Origin of the sequence: Rhizobium sp. RU20A (genome assembly GCF_900155885.1) — a bacterium.
Classification (GTDB): domain Bacteria; phylum Pseudomonadota; class Alphaproteobacteria; order Rhizobiales; family Rhizobiaceae; genus RU20A.
In genome coordinates, this window is record NZ_FTMB01000006.1 from 199,379 (window position 1) to 221,002 (window position 21,624).

21 protein-coding genes are annotated in these 21,624 nt (G+C 65.0%); 11 read left to right on the forward strand and 10 right to left on the reverse strand.

Annotated features, from left to right (window positions below; all coding sequences use genetic code 11):
• Positions 1–59 precede the first annotated feature (59 nt).
• Positions 60–1,151, forward strand: coding sequence for a putative zinc-binding peptidase (locus tag F3H41_RS15535; RefSeq protein WP_149739596.1), 1,092 nt, complete (start codon positions 60–62; stop codon positions 1,149–1,151).
• A 175-nt stretch (positions 1,152–1,326) separates the two neighbouring features.
• Here F3H41_RS15535 and F3H41_RS15540 read toward each other — a convergent pair whose 3' ends face one another.
• Together F3H41_RS15540 and phaZ are read right to left on the reverse strand one after the other, a co-directional pair.
• A complete protein-coding gene (locus F3H41_RS15540; RefSeq protein WP_188129489.1) occupies positions 1,327–2,391 on the reverse strand; it encodes a GH25 family lysozyme in 1,065 nt (354 codons plus the stop codon).
• A gap of 178 nt (positions 2,392–2,569) precedes the next feature.
• Positions 2,570–3,784 (reverse strand): polyhydroxyalkanoate depolymerase, encoded by a 1,215-nt coding sequence (phaZ, locus tag F3H41_RS15545; RefSeq protein WP_149739598.1) that lies wholly within the window; start codon positions 3,782–3,784, stop codon positions 2,570–2,572.
• 391 nt (positions 3,785–4,175) lie between these two features.
• On the opposite strand from phaZ, the gene F3H41_RS15550 reads away from it, so the two are divergent.
• Both F3H41_RS15550 and F3H41_RS15555 read left to right on the forward strand, forming a co-directional pair.
• A complete protein-coding gene (locus F3H41_RS15550) occupies positions 4,176–4,841 on the forward strand; it encodes a glutathione S-transferase (RefSeq protein WP_149739660.1) in 666 nt (221 codons plus the stop codon).
• Positions 4,842–5,288: 447 nt separating this feature from the next.
• The gene (locus F3H41_RS15555) at positions 5,289–5,483 is read left to right on the forward strand and encodes a hypothetical protein (protein WP_149739599.1); all 195 of its coding nucleotides are present in this window, start codon (positions 5,289–5,291) and stop codon (positions 5,481–5,483) included.
• A 70-nt stretch (positions 5,484–5,553) separates the two neighbouring features.
• Here the strand turns inward: F3H41_RS15555 and F3H41_RS15560 are convergent, their stop codons facing one another.
• From F3H41_RS15560 to thrC, 4 genes are all read right to left on the reverse strand, one after another.
• Positions 5,554–8,430 (reverse strand): EAL domain-containing protein, encoded by a 2,877-nt coding sequence (locus tag F3H41_RS15560; protein WP_149739600.1) that lies wholly within the window; start codon positions 8,428–8,430, stop codon positions 5,554–5,556.
• A gap of 41 nt (positions 8,431–8,471) precedes the next feature.
• Positions 8,472–9,074 carry a GNAT family protein gene (locus F3H41_RS15565; protein ID WP_149739661.1) on the reverse strand — a complete coding sequence of 201 codons (603 nt, stop codon included), beginning with the start codon at positions 9,072–9,074 and terminating at the stop codon, positions 8,472–8,474.
• 187 nt (positions 9,075–9,261) lie between these two features.
• Positions 9,262–10,560, reverse strand: a complete 1,299-nt coding sequence (locus F3H41_RS15570; RefSeq protein WP_149739601.1) for a pitrilysin family protein — start codon at positions 10,558–10,560, stop codon at positions 9,262–9,264.
• A 32-nt stretch (positions 10,561–10,592) separates the two neighbouring features.
• Positions 10,593–11,993 (reverse strand): threonine synthase, encoded by a 1,401-nt coding sequence (gene thrC / locus F3H41_RS15575; protein ID WP_149739602.1) that lies wholly within the window; start codon positions 11,991–11,993, stop codon positions 10,593–10,595.
• Positions 11,994–12,529: 536 nt separating this feature from the next.
• Between thrC and F3H41_RS15580 the strand changes: the two genes are divergently transcribed.
• Positions 12,530–13,141 carry a hypothetical protein gene (locus F3H41_RS15580; protein ID WP_149739603.1) on the forward strand — a complete coding sequence of 204 codons (612 nt, stop codon included), beginning with the start codon at positions 12,530–12,532 and terminating at the stop codon, positions 13,139–13,141.
• Between the two features lie 246 nt (positions 13,142–13,387).
• On the opposite strand, the gene F3H41_RS15585 is transcribed toward F3H41_RS15580, so the two are convergent.
• Positions 13,388–14,083: an HAD family hydrolase gene (locus F3H41_RS15585; RefSeq protein ID WP_149739604.1), complete on the reverse strand. Its 696-nt coding sequence runs from the start codon at positions 14,081–14,083 to the stop codon at positions 13,388–13,390.
• Between the two features lie 141 nt (positions 14,084–14,224).
• On the opposite strand from F3H41_RS15585, the gene F3H41_RS15590 reads away from it, so the two are divergent.
• The 3 genes from F3H41_RS15590 to F3H41_RS15600 all read left to right on the forward strand — a co-directional run bounded on the left by F3H41_RS15590 (position 14,225) and on the right by F3H41_RS15600 (position 16,406).
• Complete coding sequence (locus tag F3H41_RS15590; RefSeq protein ID WP_149739605.1) at positions 14,225–14,587, forward strand: MmcQ/YjbR family DNA-binding protein; 363 nt, start codon at positions 14,225–14,227, stop codon at positions 14,585–14,587.
• Positions 14,588–14,644: 57 nt separating this feature from the next.
• Positions 14,645–15,103 carry a DUF1284 domain-containing protein gene (locus F3H41_RS15595; RefSeq protein WP_149739606.1) on the forward strand — a complete coding sequence of 153 codons (459 nt, stop codon included), beginning with the start codon at positions 14,645–14,647 and terminating at the stop codon, positions 15,101–15,103.
• A 172-nt stretch (positions 15,104–15,275) separates the two neighbouring features.
• Complete coding sequence (locus F3H41_RS15600; RefSeq protein ID WP_149739607.1) at positions 15,276–16,406, forward strand: site-specific DNA-methyltransferase; 1,131 nt, start codon at positions 15,276–15,278, stop codon at positions 16,404–16,406.
• A 392-nt stretch (positions 16,407–16,798) separates the two neighbouring features.
• Here F3H41_RS15600 and F3H41_RS15605 read toward each other — a convergent pair whose 3' ends face one another.
• The 3 genes from F3H41_RS15605 to mutY form a co-directional block, all read right to left on the reverse strand.
• Positions 16,799–17,173, reverse strand: coding sequence for a nuclear transport factor 2 family protein (locus F3H41_RS15605; protein WP_149739608.1), 375 nt, complete (start codon positions 17,171–17,173; stop codon positions 16,799–16,801).
• On the reverse strand, positions 17,170–17,808 hold the full coding sequence (locus F3H41_RS15610; protein ID WP_149739609.1) for an HAD family phosphatase: 639 nt from the start codon (positions 17,806–17,808) through the stop codon (positions 17,170–17,172). The genes F3H41_RS15605 and F3H41_RS15610 overlap by 4 nt, the downstream gene beginning before the upstream one ends.
• A gap of 109 nt (positions 17,809–17,917) precedes the next feature.
• Positions 17,918–19,033 (reverse strand): A/G-specific adenine glycosylase, encoded by a 1,116-nt coding sequence (mutY, locus tag F3H41_RS15615; RefSeq protein WP_149739610.1) that lies wholly within the window; start codon positions 19,031–19,033, stop codon positions 17,918–17,920.
• Positions 19,034–19,340: 307 nt separating this feature from the next.
• Here mutY and F3H41_RS15620 point away from each other — a divergent pair, with 307 nt between their 5' ends.
• From F3H41_RS15620 to F3H41_RS15635, 4 genes are all read left to right on the forward strand, one after another.
• Positions 19,341–19,856, forward strand: a complete 516-nt coding sequence (locus F3H41_RS15620) for a DUF721 domain-containing protein (RefSeq protein ID WP_149739611.1) — start codon at positions 19,341–19,343, stop codon at positions 19,854–19,856.
• A 73-nt stretch (positions 19,857–19,929) separates the two neighbouring features.
• Complete coding sequence (locus tag F3H41_RS15625) at positions 19,930–20,181, forward strand: type II toxin-antitoxin system prevent-host-death family antitoxin (RefSeq protein ID WP_149739612.1); 252 nt, start codon at positions 19,930–19,932, stop codon at positions 20,179–20,181.
• Entirely contained in the window at positions 20,178–20,855 is a 678-nt protein-coding gene (locus tag F3H41_RS15630) for a type II toxin-antitoxin system VapC family toxin (protein ID WP_149739613.1), read from the forward strand. Before F3H41_RS15625 ends, F3H41_RS15630 begins: the two co-directional genes overlap by 4 nt.
• Positions 20,770–21,507, forward strand: coding sequence for a DsbA family protein (locus F3H41_RS15635; protein ID WP_149739614.1), 738 nt, complete (start codon positions 20,770–20,772; stop codon positions 21,505–21,507). The genes F3H41_RS15630 and F3H41_RS15635 overlap by 86 nt, the downstream gene beginning before the upstream one ends.
• Positions 21,508–21,624 lie beyond the last annotated feature (117 nt).

Consider the following 21,624-nt stretch of genomic DNA (forward strand, 5'->3'; position numbering starts at 1 on the left):
TCTTTTCGTGACCCCGCCGCAACAAGCGGCCGCGCCGGTCACACCTTCAGGGGGCCATGATGCGCATTTTCAACTGTGATACCTGCGGAAATCCCGTCTATTTCGATAGCACCCAGTGCGTGTCCTGCGGCTCGCGCCTCGGTTTCGTGCCGAAGGACATGAAGGTTCACGCCGTGACCGAAGGTGAGAACGGGTTGTGGACCTCGCCCGGTCTTGAGGGTACGGGCCTGCGCTTTTGCGCCAATGCCGTCGACGATGTCTGCAACTGGATGATCGATGCCGGCGAAACGGACGAGACCTTCTGCATCGCTTGCCGCCACAACCGTATCGTGCCGGTGACGGACAATCCCGTCGGCCTCGAGCGCTTCCGCAAGATAAGCCAGGCCCAGCGCCACCTCTTCTATTCCATCCTGCGCTGGAACCTGCCGCGCCAGACCCGCGAGGAACTGCCCGAAGGCGGTCTGGTTTTCGATTTCCTCGCTGACGAGGTGGATGAAAACGGCAAGATCACCCCGGCCATGACCGGCCACGAAGATGGCCTGATCAGCCTGCGCGCCGCCGAGGCCGAAGATGCGACGCGCGAGAGCATCCGCGTTGCCATGAACGAGCCGTATCGTACGCTGCTCGGCCACTTCCGTCACGAGATCGGCCATTATTACTGGTCGCGTCTCGTCACCGATCCCGCGACGCTGGACCGGGCCCGCGCCCTCTTCGGCGACGAGCGCGAGGATTATGCGGCCGCTCTCAAGAAGAATTACGAGGAAGGCCCGCCGGCCGACTGGCAGAACAACTTCATCTCCACCTATGCCAGCTGCCACCCGGCGGAAGACTTCGCCGAATGCTGGGCGCACTATTTCCACATCGTCGATACGCTGGAAACGGCCCGCGCCTTCGGCCTCTCCACCGCCCCGCAGCGCCACGCCGACATGGCGGCGGAAGTGGACTTCAACCCCTACCAGTCGCCGGATGCCAAGACGCTCATCGAAGCCTGGGTGCCGATCTCTGTGGCACTCAACGCCATGCAGCGCTCCATGGGCCAGCCCGATGCCTACCCCTTCGTGCTGAACGTGCCGGTCATGGAAAAGCTCGAGTTCATCAACGACCTCGTGCAGGGCAAGCCGATCGCCATGGAAAGCGCCGTCGCGGCGTGAGGCCTAGACATCGCCGCGCAAAGCCCCCTCATCCGCCTGCCGGCACCTTCTCCCCCGAGGGGAGAAGGCAGAAAGCGGTGACGTCTGGCTCCATCTCCCTTCTCCCCGCCGGGGAGAAGGTGCCCGAAGGGCGGATGAGGGGGCCCGCTGACCACCTCATGTGCCGCAGCCTAGTTCAGCTCCCCCGCTGACCCGACCAGGCATGCCATTCGGCTTCCGACCCGTGCCATACATTGAGGTCGATCTTGCCGGACACGCCGTGCGAAAGGCCGGAGCCGGAATACTGCCAGAAGTGCCACTTGCGGCCCGGATAGACCTTGGAGGGGTGCTGGGCGACGGCGCGCAGCCAGAACTTCTCGTTCTTCAACTCACCCGACAGATTGTCCTCGTAGAAATCGGGCGCGGTGTAGATGATCGGGCGCTGGCCGTAATGGGCTTCCACCATGTCCATGAACACCCGCATCTTTTCCAGCACCTGCGCGCGGCTCGGCTGGCGGCGGCACTTGGATTCGCCGTTCCATTCCACGTCGATGACAGGCGGCAGCGCCTCGGGGTCGCGCGGCACGTTGCGGATGAACCAGGCGGCCTGCTCGCTTGCCGTGCGGCACCAGTAGAAGAAGTGGTAGGCGCCGCGCTTCAGGCCCGCCGCATGCGCCTTGCGCCAGTTGGTCTTGAACATCGGGTCGAGATGGTCGCCGCCGTCGGTCGCCTTGATATAGGCGAAGTTGGCGCCCTGCGTGCGCAGCTTTGGCCAGTCGATGTCGCCCTGCCAGCGCGACACATCAACGCCGTGAACGGCATAGTGGCGCGGCTGGCGCTTGCCGAAATTGATGGGCTTGGCATCGCGGAACCGCTGGGAATAGACGCGGGAGCGCTTGCCGGGCCGTGCTTCGCTCTCGTCGGACAGCGTCGGCCGTAGTGCCTCGCCCGGCCGGTTCAGGGGGATCGCCATCGCCATTTCGGTATTGGCAGCCTGAAGCGCCGCGCTGGGTGCAGGGCGGTTGGCAAAGGCAAGCGCATCCGGATCGTGCGCGACGGCCTGCGAGGGCATCTGCTGCATGCCGGCCATGCTGGTCTCGACGCTGCTGACGGCAGAGGGCGGGGTGGCGGCGGGCACGACCGAGCTCGTCACCTCGTTGGACGGGATCGGTGCCAGCGCCACCTCCGGCGAGGAGCTGGAGGTACAGCCCGCCAGCAGGAAGCAGGCGAGCGACATGGCTGGCACGATGGCTGGCATCACCGGAAAACGCATGAAAACCCCTACGCAGTACAGGAACAGGCGGCGCAAACGCGCCACCGGGTTTCACCCCATTGCAATTTGCTAACGGAAGATTACCGGGAAAGGATGAATGCGAAGTTTACGGGGCGCCTGTGACATCGGCGCATCGCATCACGCTTTCGTCAGGGGCAGGGGAGCCCTATTCCATGGAAAGGATCAGGTTGCGCACCACGGGATAGATCTCGTTTTCCCAGCGCCGCCCGTTGAAGACGCCGTAATGGCCGACATTGGCCTGCAGATGGTGACGTCTCAGATGCGGGCGCAGCGTGTGACAGAGGTCGTGCGCAGCCGACGTCTGGCCGAGCCCGCAAATGTCGTCGCGCCCGCCTTCCACCGTCAGGAGCGCCGTGTTGCGGATCGCGCTGCAATCCACCTTGCGGCCGTGATGGGTAAAATCGCCCGTGGCCAGTTCCGCCTTCTGGAACACCCGGTCGATGGTCTCGATGTAGAATTCGCGCGTCAGGTCCAGCACGGCGAAATACTCGTCGTAGAAGGTCTTGATCTTCTCCGCCTCGGCCGTCTCGCCATTGGCGAGGTGCCGGTAAAGCTTGCGGTGCTGCTCCACATGCCGCTCCATGTTCATGGCCATGAAGGCCGTGAGCTGGAGAAAGCCCGGATAGACCCGCCGCCCGCCGCCGCGATAGCGGAAGGGCACGGTGCCGATCAGCTGCGTCTCGAACCAGGAGAGCGGCTTGGAGAGCGCCAGTTCGTTGACGGCGGTCGGGCTCTCGCGCGGATCGACGGGGCCGGCCATCAGGGTAAGGGTTCGCGGCGTTGCCGGATGGTGGTCCTCCGACATCAGCGCCACCGCCGCCAGCGCCTGCACGCAGGGCTGGCAGACTGCCAGCATGTGCCCGCCCGGCCCGATCTCCTCCTGGAAGCGGATGACGTAATCCACATATTCGTCCACGCCGAACCGTCCGGCCGTGACAGAGACATCGCGCGCATTCACCCAGTCTGTGATGTAGACGTCGTGGTCGCGCAGGAGGGTGCGCACCGTGCCGGCCAGAAGCGTCGCGAAATGCCCGGAGAGCGGGGCCACCACGAGCACGCGCGGGCGCGGCGTATCGATGTCGGCAACGAAGTGCAGCAACTGGCCAAAGGGCAGGTCGAGCACGACCTCGGTACTGATCGGCACGTCGCGATTGCCGATCAGCACGCTGGTGATGTGAAAGTCCGGCCGCACATGTGTGAATTCGAAGCGGGAGAGCATCTCCAGCGACGCCTCGCTTTGGCGCGCCACAGCCGGACTGAACCCGTCAAGGAGAACGCTCGGCCAGCCCTTCATCCACCGCGCCCAGTCGCGCCAGGGCGCCACGAGATCATCCTCGAACTGGTAGAGCTGATAGAGCATTGCCGTCGCCTCGTGTCGATGAGTGGAATGATCTTTGCCGCGGTGCAAAAATGCTAGTGCAAAATCTTTCGCGATGCGAGAAGATTGTTTGCCGGACGCTTGGCGGCCTGCACGGCGGTGATCCGACCAGATGGCGTCGACGCTGGCAAGACGGAAGACGAGGGTGCATCATCGCATCCGGCACAGGGCGATGCGCTGCGGGCAGGAGAGGGCAGGCGAGATGGCAGACGGCAAGACGACGAAATCCGACACAGGCACCGCCCGGATCGCGGCACCGGCACCGGCACCGGCACTGGTCAAATCCCCCGCCAAGTCACGACCACCGGCGAAGACGCCCTCTGCCCGCAGGGCGGCGCCGGCGGATATCGCCACCGAAAAGTCGGACAAGGCCTTGGAAGGCTCGCAAAAGAGCGCCGCGCTGACGCTGTCATCGAAGAACTATTCTTCCTGGTCGCTGCGCGGCTGGCTGCTCTGCCGCATGGCCGGGCTCGATTTTACCGAGGTGATGATCGAGATCGACGATGATGCCCGCCAGGAACTCCTGCTGCTCTCGCCCTCCGTGCTCGTGCCGCGCCTCACCCACGGCGATGTCGTGGTCTGGGATACGCTGGCGATCGCCGAGTACCTCAACGAGACCTTCCCCGATGCCGGCCTCTGGCCGGAAGATCCGGCAGCCCGCGCGCTCTGCCGCGCCGTTGCCGGCGAAATGCATTCCGGCTTCCACAATCTGCGCTCGGCCCTGCCGATGAACCTCAAGGCCCGCCACGAGCGCTTCAAGATCTTTTCCGGCGCAAGGCCCGACGTCGAGCGCGTCAAGACCATCTGGACCGAGTGCCTGGACAGAAGCGGCGGCCCCTGGCTCTTCGGCGATCGCCCCACCGTCGCCGACGCCATGTATGCCCCGGTCTGCTCCCGCTTCCACACCTATGCCGTGGACCTGCCCGAAGCCCTCGAACGCTACGCCGCCCACATCCTCTCCTGGCCCCTCATGGCCGACTGGATCGCCGGGGCGCTTGCCGAGCCCGACGAGATCGTCGAGCTGGAGGTGGAGTTTTGACGGACGCGCGGAACACCACAGCCTCGCAATTATCATCTCCTTGCAAGACCCAGAGATAACGCCCCAGCGCTGCGGCAAGTACCCACCCGCCCCTTGAGGGGGCGGGTCGGCGCGTGCGCCGGGGTGGGGTGACATCTGGGCAGGAGCCGAGCCACAGCTCAGCCATCTGGCAAGGCAGGGATCAAAGGTGGCGGTATGGCGCGAACGTTTCCTTGATCGTCATGGCCGAGAGCACAATGCGACCGGGGTGAAATGAGGATTTCAGTCTGTCCGGTCGAACGGCGGCCAAAGTGAGCGTCGCAAGTCACCCCACCCGCCGCTTTGCGGCGACCTCCCCCTCAAGGGGAGGTAGGATTGCCGGGATGCCACCTCCCCCAAAACCCTCTGGCCTTTCCCCCTCTGTCACGGCAGGATGCATCATCCCGCAGCACCGGACAGCGAAACGCCATGTTTCTCAACACCGACAACCACAAGCCCCACTATTGGGGTGAAGAGCCGCCGAAAAAGCCGAAATATCCGGAGCTGACGCGCGGTCAGCAGAAAGTGCTGTTCGCCCTGATCGGCTTCAATCTGCTGCTCTTGCTGCTCGCCCCCATCGGCGGCGCGACGATCATTTCCGCGCTGGTGCATATGGCGGAGTAGGGGCAGTCGGCGGAGTTTGGGCAGAGGGGGGGGTAAACCCACACACACCGCCGCCGGCCCCTTCAGCCCCTCACGCCCGCCTCATCAGCGGAAACCGCTCCTTGAGCAGCCGCCCGATGGATTCGGCGCCAATCGGCGGGCCGAAAAGGAAGCTCTGGCCGTAGTCGCAGCCCATCTGGGCCAACTGCTGGGCGTCCTCTTCCGTCTCGATGCCCTCGGCCACCACCTGCATGTCGAGTTCGCGGGCCATGCTGACGACGTTGCGCAGCAGCACGGCGCGCTTGTCGGAGGGGTCCTTCACCAGCGCCTTGTCGATCTTGATCGTGTCGAAGGGGAAGCGGGTGAGGTAGGAGAGCGAGGAATAGCCGGTGCCGAAGTCGTCGAGCGCCAGCGTCAGGCCGGCATCCTTCAGCTTGGTGAGCACGAGGCGCGCCTGTTCCGGGTTCTCCATCACCACCGATTCCGTCAGCTCCATCTTGATCCGGGCCGGGTCGCAGCGGTTCTTGGCAATGATGGCGCGCAGGTCCTCGCACAATTCGTTGGAGAGAAGCTGCGCGGAGGAGAGGTTGACGGACACGAAGATCGGCAGGGCCCCGGTCGCCAGTTGCCATTCGGCAAGATCGGAGGTCGCCTGTTCCAGCGCGAAGAGACCGAGCTGGTTGATGAGTTCGGAATTCTCCGCAATCGGAATGAACTCGCTCGGGGAAATATTGCCGCGCTTGGGGTGATCCCAGCGCATCAGCGCCTCGAAACCGGCAATTTCCGCATCAGCAAGGCGCACGATTGGCTGGTAGGCCATCGACAGTTCCTTGCGCTCGATGGCGCGGCGCAGCTCCGCTTCGAGCTGCAGCCGGTCGGTGCCGGAGGTCCGGAAGGCGGGCCGGAAGGGCTCGACGCGATTGCCGCCCTGCTTCTTGGCGCGGAACATGGCAAGTTCCGCATCGTTGAGGAGCCCGGCCGCATTTTCCTGCTGGTCCACCCAGGAGACAAGGCCGATGGAGGCCGTCAGGTTGATTTCCTTGGCTCCGAAGGAAAGCGGCACCATGATCGCCTTGGAAACGGCATCGGCAAAATCCGCCACTTTGCCCGGCTCGCGCTCGGACATGAGGATCAGGCCGAACTGGTCGCCGCCAAGCCGCGCCAGCGTGTCCTGCGGGCGCAGCAGGCGGCGAAGACGGCGTGTCAGCGCGATCAGGATATTGTCGCCGGCGGCGATGCCGAGCTGGTCGTTCACCGCCTTGTAGCGATCGATGTCGATGACGAGCACCGTCGGGCGGATCATGTTTGAGGTCGGGGCCAGCGACAGGATCGCCTGCAGACGATCAAGGAACACCTGCCGGTTCGGCAGGCCCGTCAGATTGTCGACCACCGCATTGTTGAGCAGTCGCTCCACCGAATTGCGCTGTTCGGTGATGTCGCCGATCGTGCCGACGCAGCGGATGATCTCGCCCGTTGCGGCCAGCACCGGCCGGGCGCGGATCGCCAGCCAGTGATAATGGCCGTCTTCGGCGCGGATGCGGAACTCGTGGTTCAGCCGTCCCCGGCGATGCTCCAGCAGCACGTCGAGCGTGGCGCGGAAGCGGTCGCGGTCGTCGGGGTGAAGGCGCGGCAGCCAGTTGCGGGCCGGCCCGTGCATGGTGCCGGGCGCAAGGCCGAGCTGCGCCGAAACATCCGGCATGGTGACGATGCGGTCGCGCGCCACGTCCCAGTCCCAGACCGTGTCGCCCGAGCCCGTCAGCGCCAGCGATTGCCGCTCCATGTCGGAGAACAGGCCCAGCTGGTAGGCGCCGCCGGCAAAGGCGTGTTGCATCACCGTAAAGCCGATGAGAAGCACGATCAGCACCAGCCCGCCGCCGAGCGCCGGCTGCACGATGTCGTTGGCGAGCTGCCCGGTGACCGTCATCCAGGCCCCGAACAGCCAGACGAGGATCAGCGCCCAGGCCGGCACCAGCAGGATGGCGCGGTCATAGCGCGAAAAGCCGAGATAGATGATGAGAATGAGGCCGACCGTGCCCGTCAGCGCGAAGGAAAGCCGCGCGATCCCGGCCGCGATGGCGGGGTCGTAGACCGCCACGCCGAAAAGCAGGCCGAGGCCAAGAACCCAGGCGAGGGTGGCGTAGGACAGGTGCTGGTGCCAGCGGTTGAGGTTGAGATAGGTGAAGAGGAAGACCACGAGGCCGGCGGCAAGGAACACCTCCGTGCCCGCCCGCCAGATCCGCTCGTCATCCGCCGTGACATGGATCAGCTTGGAAATGAAGCCGAAATCGACGCAGATATAGGCGAGCACCGCCCAGGCGAGCGCCGCCGTCGCCGGCAACATCGACGTGCCCTTGACGACGAAGAGAATGGTGAGGAACACCGCCAGCAGGCCGGCAATGCCGAGCACGATGCCGCGATAGAGCGTGAAGGCGTTGACCGTATCCTTGTAGGCGTCCGGCTCCCACAGATAGATCTGCGGCAGCTCCGGCGACGCGAGTTCCGCCACGAAGGTAATGACGGAGCCGGGGTTGAGCGTGATGCGGAAGACATCCGCCTCCTCGCTCGGCTGCCGGTCCAGCGCAAAGCCCTCCGACGGGGTGATGGCGAGAATGCGCTGCGAGCCGAGATCGGGCCAGAAGAGCTTGGAATTGACGAGGCGGAAGTGGGGGGCGACGATGACGCGCTCCAGCTGCTCTTCCGAGACGTTGGCGAGCGCGAAGACGGCCCAGTCGCCGCGATGCTGGTCCGAGGAGGCGCGCACCTCGATGCGCCGCACGATGCCGTCCGTGCCGGGCGCGGTGGAGACCTGGAAGGCATCGCCGCGACCCGTATAGATTTCCGTCGTTGCCGTCAGGTCGAGCGCAGTGTCCTCGCGCGAAATCTTCACCGGCTCCAGCGCGAGCGCCGGCCCTGCGCCGAACAGCGCGAGCACGAAAAGAGCGGCGAGGATGCGGCCGAGCTGAGCCATCGGGCACGCGGCGGCTCGGCGTTTCAAAGCGTTCAACACGATTACACTTCCGTTGGACCATCGGGAGGCGCGAGCCGCGAAAACAGCAGGTGATCGCGCCATTGGCCGTTGATTTTCAGGTATTTCCGAAGGTAGCCTTCCTGCTCAAAACCGGCCTTTTCAAGGAGCCTCACGCTTCTGTCATTGTCCGGAATACAGGCCGCTTCGATCCGGTGCAACTGAAGGACCGAAAAGATGTAGGGGATGACAAGGCCAACGGCGGCGCTCATATGCCCGTGGCCGGCATGGCGCTCGCCCATCCAGTAGCCGATCATACAGGATTGCGCCGCCCCGCGCCGGATGTGGCCGATGGTGATGCCGCCCAGCAGCGCATCGCTCCGACGTGAAAACAACAGCAGCGCCACCGCCTGTCCGGCGGAAAACTCCTGTTCGCTGCGTGCCACCCGATCGCGGAAGGCGCCCTCCGTCAGATCCTCGGCGCGCCAGGCCGGCTCCCAGGGTTCGAGAAAGGCCCGGCTTTCGGAGCGTAAGCCCGTCCAGGCGCGGTAGTCGCCCACCACCGGCAGGCGCAGCAGATAGTCAGCATCGGCAATCGTCACGGTCTCCGGGGGCCGGGAGAGAAACCGGAACATCGATCTCGCCATGCGTTTCATTGCTCCCCTGCGACCCGAAAGACCGCTCCATGCCATCGCCCACGCGGGCGACCCGGCCATCAAATCAGACGCCAAACGCCGCATCAAGCGGCGAGGGACAGGCGGGCGCGAGACGATCGCCTGCGCCGCGACGGCGCCGGGAGGAGGCACCGTCCTTCATGGTGGACAAGGCGAGGACTCAGCTTGCCGCGCGCACCGGCGCGGGCTTCAGCGAAAGGCTCTCGGCCATCTGTGCGGTCGGCGCCAGAAGCTCCAGCGGGCCGATGGCCGAGAGCGTCGGGACCGTGTCGAAGAACAGCCGCCCGGCAAGATCGGTCAGCCGTTCTACGGTGATGCCGGACAGGCGCTCCATCAGTTCCTGGTTGGGAATGGTGCGGCCATAGAGCATCATCTGCCGGGCGATCTGGCCGGCGCGCGCCGCCGGGCTTTCCTGCCCCATCAGAAGCTGGGCGCGGATCTGGGCGCGGGCGCGCTCGATTTCCTGCTGCTCGATCCGGTCGGACGACTTTCGCAGCTCCTCGATGATGACGGGCATCAGTTCCGGCAGGTTTTCCCCACCGGTTGCGGCGTGGACGCCGAAGATGCCGGTGTCGGAAAAGCCCCAGTGGAAGGCATAGACGGAATAGCAAAGGCCGCGATGCTCGCGCACTTCCTGAAACAGGCGGGACGACATGCCGCCGCCGAGGATATTGGCAAGGATCTGCGAACAGTAGAAGTCCCGCGCGTGATAGGCCTTGCCCTCGAAGCCGAGCAGCACCTGCGCATCCATCAGGTCGCGCTCCTCGCGCGTCTCGCCGCCCGTGTAGAGGGCGGTCTCCAGGATCGGCGTCGCGCTCGGCTTGGTCGGGATGGAGGCGAACCGCTCTTCCACCTGCTTGACGAAGCTGTCGTGATCCACCGCGCCGGCCGCCACCACGAAGAGCCGGTCGGTCGTGTAGTTGCGGCCGAGATAGGCGCGAATCTGGTCGGGCGTGAAGGAATTGACCGTATCCGGCGTGCCGAGGATCGGCCGGCCGATCGTCTGGCCGCGGAAGGCGGTCTCGGCGAAGCGGTCGAAGACGACATCGTCGGGCACATCGTTGGCCGCGCCGATTTCCTGCAGGATGACGTGCTTTTCGCGCCGCAACTCTTCCTCGTCGAAGCTCGATTCGGTGAGGATGTCGGCGAGGATATCGACCGCGAGCGGGACATGATCCTTCAGCACGCGGGCGTAATAGGAGGTGGTCTCGGTGGAGGTGGCGGCGTTGACCTCGCCGCCGACATTCTCGATTTCCTCGGCAATCTGCCGCGCCGTGCGCCGGGCCGTGCCCTTGAAGGCCATGTGCTCGAGGAGATGGGCGATGCCGTGTTCTTCGACCGTTTCGTTGCGCGATCCGGATTTGATCCACACGCCGAGTGCGACACTCTCCAGATGCGGCATGGTTTCCGTGACGACCGTCAGGCCGGACGTCAGCCGCGTGCACTCAACTTTCATCATCCGTCTTTCTGCGCTCTACTTCCGGCAACGCTCTACTTCCGGATGCGGGCGTGGTCGCCGACGTAAGCCTCGACGGTCTTCAGCTCGGGATCCAGGATATCGAAACGCTCCTCCCTGTCCATCAAGTCAGCAAGCCACGTCGGAAGCGCCGGGTCAATACCGGATGCGGATTTTACAGCCGCCGGGAACTTGGCCGGATGCGCGGTTGCAAGCGTCACCATGGGCGAGCCCGCCTTCTCGTGCTTGGCAGCGACATGCACGCCGATGGCGGTGTGCGGGTCGAGCAGATAGCCGGTCTCGGCAAGCGTCGCGGCAATCGTCTTGGCCACGTCCTTCTCGCTGGCGCGGCCGGCACGGAACTCGCGGCGGATCGCCTTCAGCGCCTTTTCCTCGATCTCGAAGGCGCCGGACTGCTTCAGCCCGTCCATCGCGCGGCGCACCTTGGCGGGGTCGCGGTCATAGGCCTCGAACAGCAGCCGCTCGAAGTTGGAGGAGACGCCGATGTCCATGGAGGGGGACGTCGTCGCCTTCACGGCGCGCATCTCGTAGCGGCCGGTCTTCAGGGTGCGGGCGAGAATGTCGTTCTCGTTGGTCGCAACCACCAGCTTGTCGATGGGCAGCCCCATCTTCTTGGCGACGTAACCGGCGAAAATGTCGCCAAAATTGCCCGTCGGAACCGTGAAGGAGATCTTCCGGTCCGGACCGCCGAGCGAAACGGCGGTGGTGAAGTAATAGACCACCTGCGCCATGATGCGCGCCCAGTTGATCGAGTTGACGCCCGACAGCGCCACCTGTTCGCGGAAGGGCGCATCGTTGAACATGGCTTTGACGAGGTTCTGGCAGTCGTCGAAATTGCCGTTGATGGCCACCGCATGCACGTTCGAGGCCGTCGAGGTCGTCATTTGCCGCTGCTGCACCGGCGAGACCTTGCCATGCGGGAAGAGGATGAAGATGTCGGTGCGCTCGCGCCCCGCAAAGGCGTCGATCGCCGCCCCGCCCGTATCGCCGGACGTGGCGCCGACGATGGTGGCGCGCTCGCCGCGCTCCGTCAGCACATGGTCCATGAGGCGGCCGAGCATCTGCATCGCCACGTCCTTGAAGGCGAGCGTCGTGCCGTGGAAGAGCTCCATGATGAAGCTGTTCGGCCCGGTCTGGACGAGCGGCACGACGGCCGGATGGCGGAAGGTCGCATAGGCCTCGTCGATCATGGCGCGCAGCGTCTCGCCCTTGATCTCGTCGCCGGTGAAGCGCGACATCACCGCAAAGGCGATCTCCTGATAGGACTGGCCGCGCATCGACCGGATGTCCTTCTTCTTGAAGGTCGGCCATTCCTTGGGCACGTAAAGCCCGCCATCGCTGGCAAGCCCGGCCAGCAGCGCATCGGAAAAGCCGAGCGAGGGGGCCTCGCCCCGGGTGGAAACATAGGTCACCATCGTCCTGTCCTTCATCCTGCGGGCCTCGCGCCCCGGGCGCCGCCGTCATCCTTGCGCGCCGCCGCCTTTCCTATCCCGCTCCGCAGCGAAAGGGCCGTCTCTTTGCGTCAGGCACTGGCAAAGCCGGGCAGGGGGCAGGAAAACTTCGCGGCACGCCAACCGTATGGCTGGGTACGGCCAATCACCAAAACCGTGTCGTGCCTAACGCAACCGTCGGGAAAAGAAAACAGCTTTCACGGCACGCAGGCCCTGCCGCCAAAGACTGGCCGGCGCCGCGGCGGGGAGCGAAAGGCATCGGACGATGTCGATGCAATTGTTGCAGGAAGCCCCGTTCCGGTTTTCAAATTTATGCAGTAGGGTGCCGCCCGAAAGTGCCGACCGCAGGCGGGATCACCGCTCCGCGCTGCCGGCAGGCACAGGATTTGAACGACGGATGGCCTGCCGGGGATGCCCGCAAGCTGCCCGGCGCTATCGGCCATGAGGGCCGGAGAAAAACGGTTCCCGGTAAGACCGGGCGAGTGGGGAGTGTCAGTCGCGTGTCTTCAAAGCTTTTCGGTTCTCTCATTGCCGCCTCCCTCGTGATGGCGCTTGCCGGCTGCAGCAAGACGGATACGGCGGACATGGTGGCCGTGGATGCCGGGACCGGTGCCCAGATGGCGCCGGCCGCAAACCCCGCCGGAACGACGCTCGCCACCGGCGTTGGCGGCCAGCCCGTGGCCGTCATCCAGGGTGCTTGCCCGCAGGTCTTCATCTCCGATGATGCGGCCGTGCACCGCGTCTACGCCAGGGGCGCGACGGACGATCCGATGCAGATCCAGTATCAGGCCTCCTTCGGCGACCAGACCCGCCAGTGCGTCCAGAGCACGGCAAACCTCACCGTCAACATCGTCGCGCAGGGCCGCGTCGTCCTCGGCCCCGTCGGCACGCCCGGCTCCGTCAACCTGCCGATCCGCGTGACCGCCCGCGACGGCGACCAGGTTCTCTACGACCAGGTCCGCCCCTTTGCCGTCGATATCCCGGCTGAAGGCACCACCCAGTTCGTCTTCACCGACAGCAACGTCTCCATCCCCGCCGGCGCCGGCGCCGACACCAAGATCTACATCGGCTTCGACAAGGGCGCAAAAGCGGGCAAGACGAAGCGGAAGTGAGAGGGAGAAGGCCGTCAGGCTTTCGCCTTCTTGCCGGGTTTTGAAGGCACCCATATCCTGATAACGGGATGGGAACGTCACCTGTCAAACCCACCGTCGTCATCCTCGGGCCTGACCCGAGGATCTATTTTCAAACACTTAGGCGTATGGCTGTGGATGCTCGGGTCAAGCCCGAGCATGACGTCCTCTCTTGAGCCGCAGCCATAATTCACCTGCATTCCCGGCGTCAGGCGGTCGTGTCGCCCCTCACGCCACCACATCCTCCGACCACTCCGCCAGCGCCGCGATTACGCCTGGCAGCATCGCCATGCGCGAGATCACCGTCTCGGCGCCGGCATCCGTCAGCTTGTCGGCATGCGAGGGATAGGTGTGGGAGCCGCCGGTGAAGCCGACGACGCGCATGCCGGCGGCGCGGGCCGCTTCCACGCCGTGCACGCTGTCTTCCACCACCAGCGTGCGGGCGGGCTTTGCGCCCATCTGCTTGGCGCCGTGCAGGAAAATGTCCGGCTTCGGCTTCACCCGGTCTTCGCCGAGGTCGCGCGCCGAATAGACATGGCCCTTGAAGAGCGGCTTCAGCTTGACGGCCGAGAGCATCAGGTCGAGTCGCTTCGACGTGGAGTTGGAGCACACGCAGAAGGGGAGTTCCAGCTTTTCCAGCATGGCCTTGACGCCCTCGATCGCTTCCACTTCCTTCGGCAGGCGCTGGTCGAGGAGCTTTTCCACCTTGTCGATCAGCGAGGCGGAAAAGGGGATGTCGGCCTCGCGCTCGACGGTCAGCAGCGTGTTGCGCCAGGTCATGCCGGCAAAGCGCTCGGAATGCTCTTCCGCGCTGATCGGATAGCCGGCCTCCGTCAGGAGCTCGGATTCGACGCGCGAGCAGATGATTTCGGAATCGACGAGCACCCCGTCGCAATCGAAGATGATGAGGTCGAAACCGGCCATGAAAGAGTCCTTGCGTCCTTTGGAAATATCCGCGCCCCTCTATACGAAGCGGGCGCGGCAAACAAGCAAATGGCCTGCCGAAGCGGGTGAGGGCGTGACCATCGGCCGGCTTTCTGTCAGGATGACGGCGAAAGGACCGCCATGCTGACGCTTGATGACCTGCGCGCCATGATCCTCGTTCTGCCCGATACGGTGGAGACGTCCGTCTTCGGCAATCCGTGTTTCAAGGTGGGCGACAAGGCCATCTGCTTCTGGAATGTCGGTCACGACAGCCCGGTCTTCAAGGTCTCCTTCGACGAACGCGACATGCTGATCGAAGCCGAGCCCGAAACCTTCTTCACCACGCCGCATCATCGCCCGTCGCCGCTGGTGCTCGCCCGCCCTCAAACCGTCGATCCCGAATGGGCGCGGGCGACGCTCGAGCGCACCTGGCGCCGTCTGGCCCGCCGCGCCACGGTGACGCGCTATGACGAGGCGCAGGCGGACACGGCCGGTCGGGCCTGAGCCGTCCGCGATCCGCCTCCTGTTTGCCGCCGCGCCGGCCTCGGCTATGACGTCACCATGAACGCTGCATCCTCTTCCCCCGCCGAACAGCCCGTGCGGCTGCGTGCGCATCACCTGCTCTGCATGCTGACCTTTATCGGCGAGGGCTACAGCCCCACCTTCGTCGCCGAATATCGCCGCATCGTCGCGCGTCTGGGGGCCGGCGCCGAGATCGAGATCGTCGCCGGACCCGACGACATCTGCGCGCCGATCTGCCATGCCGCCGGGGAGCACTGTCACAACGAAAGCGTGCAGGACCGCGATCGGCGGGCGGCGGCGAGCGTCACGGCACTTCTTGGCATAGAGATCGCCCCCGGTGCCCGCTTCCGGCTCGACGCCGCGCGCCTGTCACGCCTCAGGCACGCCTTTGCCACCGGCACGATCCGCGCCGCCTGCGCCGATTGCGAATGGGCACCGCTCTGCGACGGCATTGCCGCGTCCGGCTTCGAAGGCGTGCTGCTCGCCTGCCGCGCCTGACGGGCGGCAGCGCCCCGATCTTTGGTATTAACCATGCCGCCCCTTCCAAATTGCGCCCTGATCAAAAAAAGCGTGCCGCCTTCAGCCTTTGGTAACCATCCTCGGTAACCATAAGGCATCAAAGAAGTTCTGCGTATCCGTTTCCTGAGTTCAGTGTAAAAGCGAGTTTGTGATGGCACCTGTGGTTTCGCTTGCCGACGTCTCCCGCGCTCCGAGCCGTGTTGGCTGGATCGACACGATCATCAAGGGTGACTGCGTCGCAGCGCTCGAAGCACTCCCCGACAAATCCGTGGACGTCGTCTTTGCCGATCCGCCGTACAACCTCCAGCTCGGCGGCACGCTGCATCGTCCGGATCAGTCGCTGGTCGATGCCGTCGATGACGAGTGGGACCAGTTCTCCTCCTTCGAGGCCTACGATGCCTTCACCCGCGCCTGGCTGCTGGCCGTGCGCCGCGTGCTGAAGCCCACCGGCACCCTCTGGGTCATCGGCTCCTACCACAACATCTTCCGCGTCGGCGCCACGCTCCAGGACCTCAATTTCTGGATCCTCAACGATATCATCTGGCGCAAGACCAACCCCATGCCGAACTTCAAGGGCCGCCGGTTCCAGAACGCCCATGAAACGCTGATCTGGGCGAGCCCCAGCGCCAAGGGCAAGGGCTACACCTTCAACTACGATGCCATGAAGGCGGCGAACGACGACGTGCAGATGCGCTCGGACTGGCTCTTCCCGATCTGCTCGGGCGGCGAGCGCCTGAAGGACGACAATGGCGACAAGGTGCATCCGACCCAGAAGCCGGAAGCGCTGCTCGCCCGCATCCTGATGGCCTCCACCAAGCCTGGCGACATCGTGCTCGACCCCTTCTTCGGCTCCGGCACCACGGGCGCCGTTGCCAAGCGCCTCGGCCGCCACTTCGTCGGCATCGAGCGCGAGCAGAGCTATATCGATGCGGCCTCTGCCCGCATCGCCGCCGTCGAGCCGCTCGGCAAGGCGACACTCTCCGTGATGACCGGCAAGAAGGCCGAACCCCGCGTCGCCTTCAACACCCTGGTCGAAAGCGGCCTCATCCGCCCCGGCACCGTGCTGACGGATGCGCGGCGCCGCTACAGCGCGATCGTTCGCGCCGACGGTACGCTGGCCTCGGGCGGCGAGGCCGGATCGATTCATCGCCTTGGCGCGCGCGTCCAAGGCCTTGATGCCTGCAATGGATGGACTTTCTGGCACTACGACGACGGCCAATCCCTGCGGCCGATCGACGATCTGCGGACAGTCATTCGAAACGGCCTGGCGAAACTGAACTGATCAACCAGTTCCCCGCCAGACCCGACGGCCGGGCCGGTCCCTTGTACCTTCAGTCCCGGAACGGCCGAAAGCGCTCGGAGGCAACTCCGGGCGCTTTTTCTGTTTTTCTGAAAGACACGTCATACGTGGTTCGTTGGGGGGCGGGTCTTCCCGCGCACTGGGCCCCCGATCATGCCCGTAGCCATGGATCCTCGGCTCGGGGCCGAGAATGACGGAGATCGCGGGCCCGTCGCCACTCGCATTGCGACTGTCGGCGCTGGTCGGAGGTCGCCGATAGGCGAGAGGTCTCCCCACCCACCGTCATCCTCGGGCTTGACCCGAGGATCCATTCCGAACGTGAAAACAGAGGCTTGAGGAACTCGAACCGAAGCCCTGAAAGCGTCAACGTGTCCCTACCGATCCGCGACGATCACCCGCACGATCAACCCGTCCTCGTCAAAAAACACCGCTTCCTCGCCCGCCCGCGCGATGCGTTCCCCCGTCGAGCGCTTCGTGGCCGTCAGCCGCCAGTCGGCGTGGGCGGCGAGCGGTGCGACGCGCTCCACCTTGTCATCAACGGCCTGCTGGTCGGGATACTCCGTGAAATAGGCGCGAAAACTGTCGATGACCGCGTCTCGTCCCGTTACCGTTCCCACACCCGGCGATTCATAGGCGATATCGGCATGGAACATCGCCGCAATCGCCGCAAAATCCTGGGCCTGGATAGCGGCGTGATAGGCGATCAGCGCCGCCTTGGGATCGAAGGAAAAGACGCGGGTGTCGCTCATGCCTGGGGCATCTCCTCGGTTTTCAGAAGGCCGTAGGTGGCGAGATCGACGCGCAGCGCGGCGGGGTCGGTGAAGAGCACGGCATGCCAGCCGGCGGCTTTCGCGCCTTCGACATTGGCGGGGGCGTCGTCGATGAAGAGCGTGTGGGCCGGGTCGAGGCCAAAACTCTTCACATGCGTCTCGTAGATCTCGCGCTGCGGCTTGATGAGGCCGATGTCGCCCGACACGGTCACGCCGCGCGGGACTTTAAGGAAGGGGAAGATCTCCTGCGCCTGCCGGAAGGTGTCGGAGGCGAAGTTGGTCAGCATCGTCACGTCGCGGCCTTCCTCGATGAAGCCGAGCATCAGCGCAACGCTCTCCTCATAGGCATGCGGCACCATCTCGTGCCAGTGACGGCGGAAGGCGCGGATCTGCTCCTCGCGCTCCGGGTGGTCGGCAAGCAGCAGCGCCTCGGCCTCGTCCCAGGTGCGGCCGCGGTCCTGTTCGAGGTTCCAGTCATGGGTGCAGACATTGGCGAAGAACCAGGCACGCTCTTCCGCATCGGGGATGATGCGCGAGAAGGGCAGGTTGGGATCGTAATGGATCAGCACCTTGCCGATGTCGAAAACGATGTGGCGGATCTCGGCCTCAGCCATGGGCAGTCCTTTCATCAGGAGACGCGCCGGGGACGGTGCGTCGGGAACGGTGTGACGTGGCCGGTACCGGCAGGCGTAGCGAATCGCGTCCGCCGCCTTGCCTTCGATATCACCGGCCCCGCCGGGGCGGAAAGGCGGTCGGTATAGCCGCGGCAATTGCCTTCTTCATGACAGTCGGCAGCGCCTCGCCGGAAAGGTTTTCCACCGGCTCCCACCAGCCGTCTACCCCTGTGGGATGCGCATCGATCCGCACCCGGTAGACGGAGAGCCGCAGCTCGAAATGGGTGAAGACATGCACGATGCCGCCGGCCGGCTCCCAATCGGCAGGGAAGGGGGCGGCGTGCAGGGCGGCGTCGGCGAGAAATCCGTCCCGCGCGCCGTCGTCCGGCGCCTCCGCCACGCGCCAGTCCGTGCCCGGCACCTCCGTCATGCCGCCGAGCAGGCCGCGCTCCGGCCGCTTGCGCAGGAGCACCGCGCCGTCCTGATCCACCGCCACAAAAGCGGCCCCGATGCGCACCGGCTTCACACCCTTGCGCGCCTTGACCGGAAAACGCTCCGGATCGTCGTTTGCGAGCGCCAGGCAGGCGCTGTTCAGCGGACAGAGCGCGCAGGCCGGCCGCTTCGGCGTGCAGATCGTGGCACCCAAGTCCATCATGGCCTGCGCAAAATCGCCGGGCCGCTCGGCCGGCGTGATCTCCGCCACTGCCGCCCGCATCACGGTCTTGGCGCCCGGTAGCGGCTGATCGATGAGGCGAAGGCGCGAGATGACACGCTCCACATTGCCGTCCAGCACCGCGGCCTGCCGGTTGAAGGCAATGGCGGCGATGGCGGCGGCCGTGTAGTCCCCGATGCCCGGCAGCGTCTTCAGCCCCTCCACCGTATCGGGAAACCGCCCGCCATGGTCGGCGGCCACCACCTCTGCACATTTCTTGAGGTTGCGGGCCCGCGCGTAATAGCCAAGGCCCGCCCAGGCCTTCATCACGCTCTCCGTCTCCGCCGCCGCCAGATCTTCCACCCGCGGCCAGCGGGCGAGAAAGGCGTCGAAATAGGGCTTCACCGCCTGCACCGTTGTCTGCTGCAGCATCACCTCCGACAGCCAGACGCGGTAGGGATCGGCCCTGATACCCGCCGCCTGCTCCGGCGGCGTGACGCGCCAGGGCAGGCTGCGATGATGCCGGTCGTACCAGGAAAGAAGGGCGGACGCGATGGTGGGGGATGCGGGCATTGAGGTCCTGTGATGCTGACGTCGGCAGGTGGCGTACGGCACCCCCCTGTGCCCTGCCGGGCATCTCCTCCGCAAGGGGGAGATCGGATGTGGCACTGTCTCATCCCTTACGCGTGCGCAAGGCAAGCGGTTTTCTCCGCCTTCCGAGTTCCGTCAAGCCCCGCCCCCAGCCAATCTCCCCACATGTGGGGGAGATGCCCGGCAGGGCAGAGGGGGTTAAGCCGCGGTCTGCGAAACAACCGACGACACCCCGCCCCAAACTGCGCTATATAACCTGTCAGTCACCCGAAACACGGAAACGACCCACGTGAATGAAACGAGGAAACCGGGACGAAGGCCCCGCGGCGCAGCGCAGATCGGCGAGATCGCCAATCGTCTCGTCGATCCCGTGCTCGCCCGCCGCGCCGGCATTTCCACCGAGCTCATCGGCGTCTGGGACGAGATCGCCGGCGAAAGCTTTGCCGATTGCACGCGGCCCGAAAAGATCGCGTGGCCGCGCCGCATCTCCGAGGGCGAGCCGGATGGCGGCTACGAGCCGGGTGTGCTGACGGTCGCCTGCGAAGGCGCGCGCGCGCTTTTCCTCACTCACCGGCAGGGCGAACTCATTCAGCGCATCAACGGCTTCTTCGGCTTCCCCGCCATCTCCCGCCTGCGCATCGTGCAAAAACCCGTTTCCACCGCCGCCCGCCGCCCGCGCATGCGCCCGCTGACCGGCGAGAAGGCGGCACGCCTGAAGGACATGACCGACGGTATCGAAAACGAGGCCCTGAAGGCGGCGCTGACACGGCTCGGCACGGGCGTGATGCAGAAGCGGGGGCGGTGAGGGGGGCGACCGTGCTTGCCAAATGTGCCGCGGCGTCCGATATTTCGAAAAGACAGTCAGCGAGGTTCCGGCGATGGCAAATGTCAGCTTGAAAGCGGCCAAGGCGAGCTTCTCCGAATTGATCGAAGAGGCTGCGGCGGGCGAGTTTGTGACGATCACCCGTGATGGAATGCCGGCCGCCGTTCTCGTGAGCGTTGAGGCCGCCGAAGAGGCAAGGCGTGCCATGGCAAAGCCGAAGAAAAGCTTTGCCGATTTGCTGCTCGCCTTCCCTGGCGGTATCGAGTTCGAGCGCGACCAGACCCCCGTTCGGGATATCGATGTTTGAGCGGCTTTCTGCTGGATACCAACGTCCTGTCGTGCCTGGCGCCGGATAAGCCACCCATTTCCGCTCCAGCCCGGGACTGGTTCAGAGTGGAGGCCAATGCCGGGCGTCTCTTTCTCTCTGCCATGACCTTTCTTGAAATCGAACAGGGACTGCGGTCCTTGGCCCGTCGCGGCGCAGTCGGTCGGTATCAGGCATTGCTGGACTGGTTGGAGGCCGTCGACGACGGGTACCGCGAACGTGTTCTGCCTTTGAATGCGACAGTCGCCCGGCTTGCGGGGGTGATGAGCGAAGCCGCAAAAGCCAAGGGCGTCCATCCCGGACTACCCGACATCATCATTGCGGCGACCGCCCGCGCCCACGACCTGACGCTGGTGACACTCAACCGAAAGCACTTTCACCCGCTCGGTTTTATCGAAGATCTACCACCGGCCCTGCAATCCCTGCGCAGCCGGAAACGACAGTCTTGCCGCTTCGCCCTCACAAGGTCACATTTGTTTGAACTTTTTCCCCGGTGGGTGCCTTGTTGGCGAAACAAAGCCGTATTATCGCAGGGAACCTCGGAACTTACCTTTGCAGGAACCCTCGATCATGTCCGACCTCATCCTGACCAAGCGCCGTCTTCTCGGTGGTATTGCCCTTGTCGCTGCCGGCGGCGTGCTGGCGGCCTGCAATGACAAGGAGGCTGCCGATGCCTCCGGCGGCAAGACCGGCATTGACGGCGCCGACATCGATCCGGTCCAGACCTCCGCGACAGCGCAGGAGCTGCCGCAGCCGGAAGGCGATGTGGACATGACGAAGCTGCTGGAGCCCGGCCCGCTGCCGGAAGAAGCCCTCGGGAAGGCCGACGCCCCGATCACCGTCGTCGAATACATGTCGATGACCTGCCCGCACTGCGCGCATTTCCACAACACCACCTTCGAGCCGATCAAGGAAAAGTACATCGACACGGGCAAGGTGCGGTTCATCATCCGCGAATTCCCCTTCGATCCGCGCGCGGCGGCCGCCTTCATGCTGGCGCGCTGCGCGCCCGAGGGCCAGTATTTCCCGATGGTCTCCATGCTCTTCAAGCAGCAGCAGCAATGGGCGACGGCGGAAAACGGCCGCGATGCGCTGCTGCAGATGTCGAAGCTCGCCGGCTTCAGCCAGCAGACCTTCGAGGAATGCCTGACGAACCAGAAGCTGCTCGACGACGTCAACGCCGTCATGCAGCGCGGCAACAAGGATTTTGGCGTCAATTCCACGCCGACCTTCTTCATCAACGGCAAGAAATACTCGGGCGACATGTCCGTCGAGGCCATGTCCGGCATCTTCGACGCGCTGCTGTAAGAAGGCAGACGGTTTTCCCTTGTCCCGCTCGCTGACGGGAAGAGGGTGTGACGCGGATTGCCCGAAGCGCCGTCATCCTCGGGCTTGACCCGAGGATGTACGCCTCACTCTCAGCGG

What these genes read in the sequence shown, in the direction of transcription:
- F3H41_RS15535 (WP_149739596.1), top strand. Translation starts at nt 60, where the DNA reads ATGCGCATTTTCAACTGTGATACCTGCGGAAATCCCGTCTATTTCGAT.
- phaZ (WP_149739598.1), bottom strand. Translation starts at nt 3,784, where the DNA reads ATGCTCTATCAGCTCTACCAGTTCGAGGATGATCTCGTGGCGCCCTGG.
- F3H41_RS15555 (WP_149739599.1), top strand. Translation starts at nt 5,289, where the DNA reads ATGTTTCTCAACACCGACAACCACAAGCCCCACTATTGGGGTGAAGAG.
- F3H41_RS15560 (WP_149739600.1), bottom strand. Translation starts at nt 8,430, where the DNA reads ATGGCTCAGCTCGGCCGCATCCTCGCCGCTCTTTTCGTGCTCGCGCTG.
- F3H41_RS15565 (WP_149739661.1), bottom strand. Translation starts at nt 9,074, where the DNA reads ATGGCGAGATCGATGTTCCGGTTTCTCTCCCGGCCCCCGGAGACCGTG.
- F3H41_RS15570 (WP_149739601.1), bottom strand. Translation starts at nt 10,560, where the DNA reads ATGATGAAAGTTGAGTGCACGCGGCTGACGTCCGGCCTGACGGTCGTC.
- thrC (WP_149739602.1), bottom strand. Translation starts at nt 11,993, where the DNA reads ATGGTGACCTATGTTTCCACCCGGGGCGAGGCCCCCTCGCTCGGCTTT.
- F3H41_RS15585 (WP_149739604.1), bottom strand. Translation starts at nt 14,083, where the DNA reads ATGGCCGGTTTCGACCTCATCATCTTCGATTGCGACGGGGTGCTCGTC.
- F3H41_RS15590 (WP_149739605.1), top strand. Translation starts at nt 14,225, where the DNA reads ATGCTGACGCTTGATGACCTGCGCGCCATGATCCTCGTTCTGCCCGAT.
- F3H41_RS15595 (WP_149739606.1), top strand. Translation starts at nt 14,645, where the DNA reads ATGAACGCTGCATCCTCTTCCCCCGCCGAACAGCCCGTGCGGCTGCGT.
- F3H41_RS15600 (WP_149739607.1), top strand. Translation starts at nt 15,276, where the DNA reads ATGGCACCTGTGGTTTCGCTTGCCGACGTCTCCCGCGCTCCGAGCCGT.
- F3H41_RS15605 (WP_149739608.1), bottom strand. Translation starts at nt 17,173, where the DNA reads ATGAGCGACACCCGCGTCTTTTCCTTCGATCCCAAGGCGGCGCTGATC.
- F3H41_RS15610 (WP_149739609.1), bottom strand. Translation starts at nt 17,808, where the DNA reads ATGGCTGAGGCCGAGATCCGCCACATCGTTTTCGACATCGGCAAGGTG.
- mutY (WP_149739610.1), bottom strand. Translation starts at nt 19,033, where the DNA reads ATGCCCGCATCCCCCACCATCGCGTCCGCCCTTCTTTCCTGGTACGAC.
- F3H41_RS15625 (WP_149739612.1), top strand. Translation starts at nt 19,930, where the DNA reads ATGGCAAATGTCAGCTTGAAAGCGGCCAAGGCGAGCTTCTCCGAATTG.
- F3H41_RS15635 (WP_149739614.1), top strand. Translation starts at nt 20,770, where the DNA reads ATGTCCGACCTCATCCTGACCAAGCGCCGTCTTCTCGGTGGTATTGCC.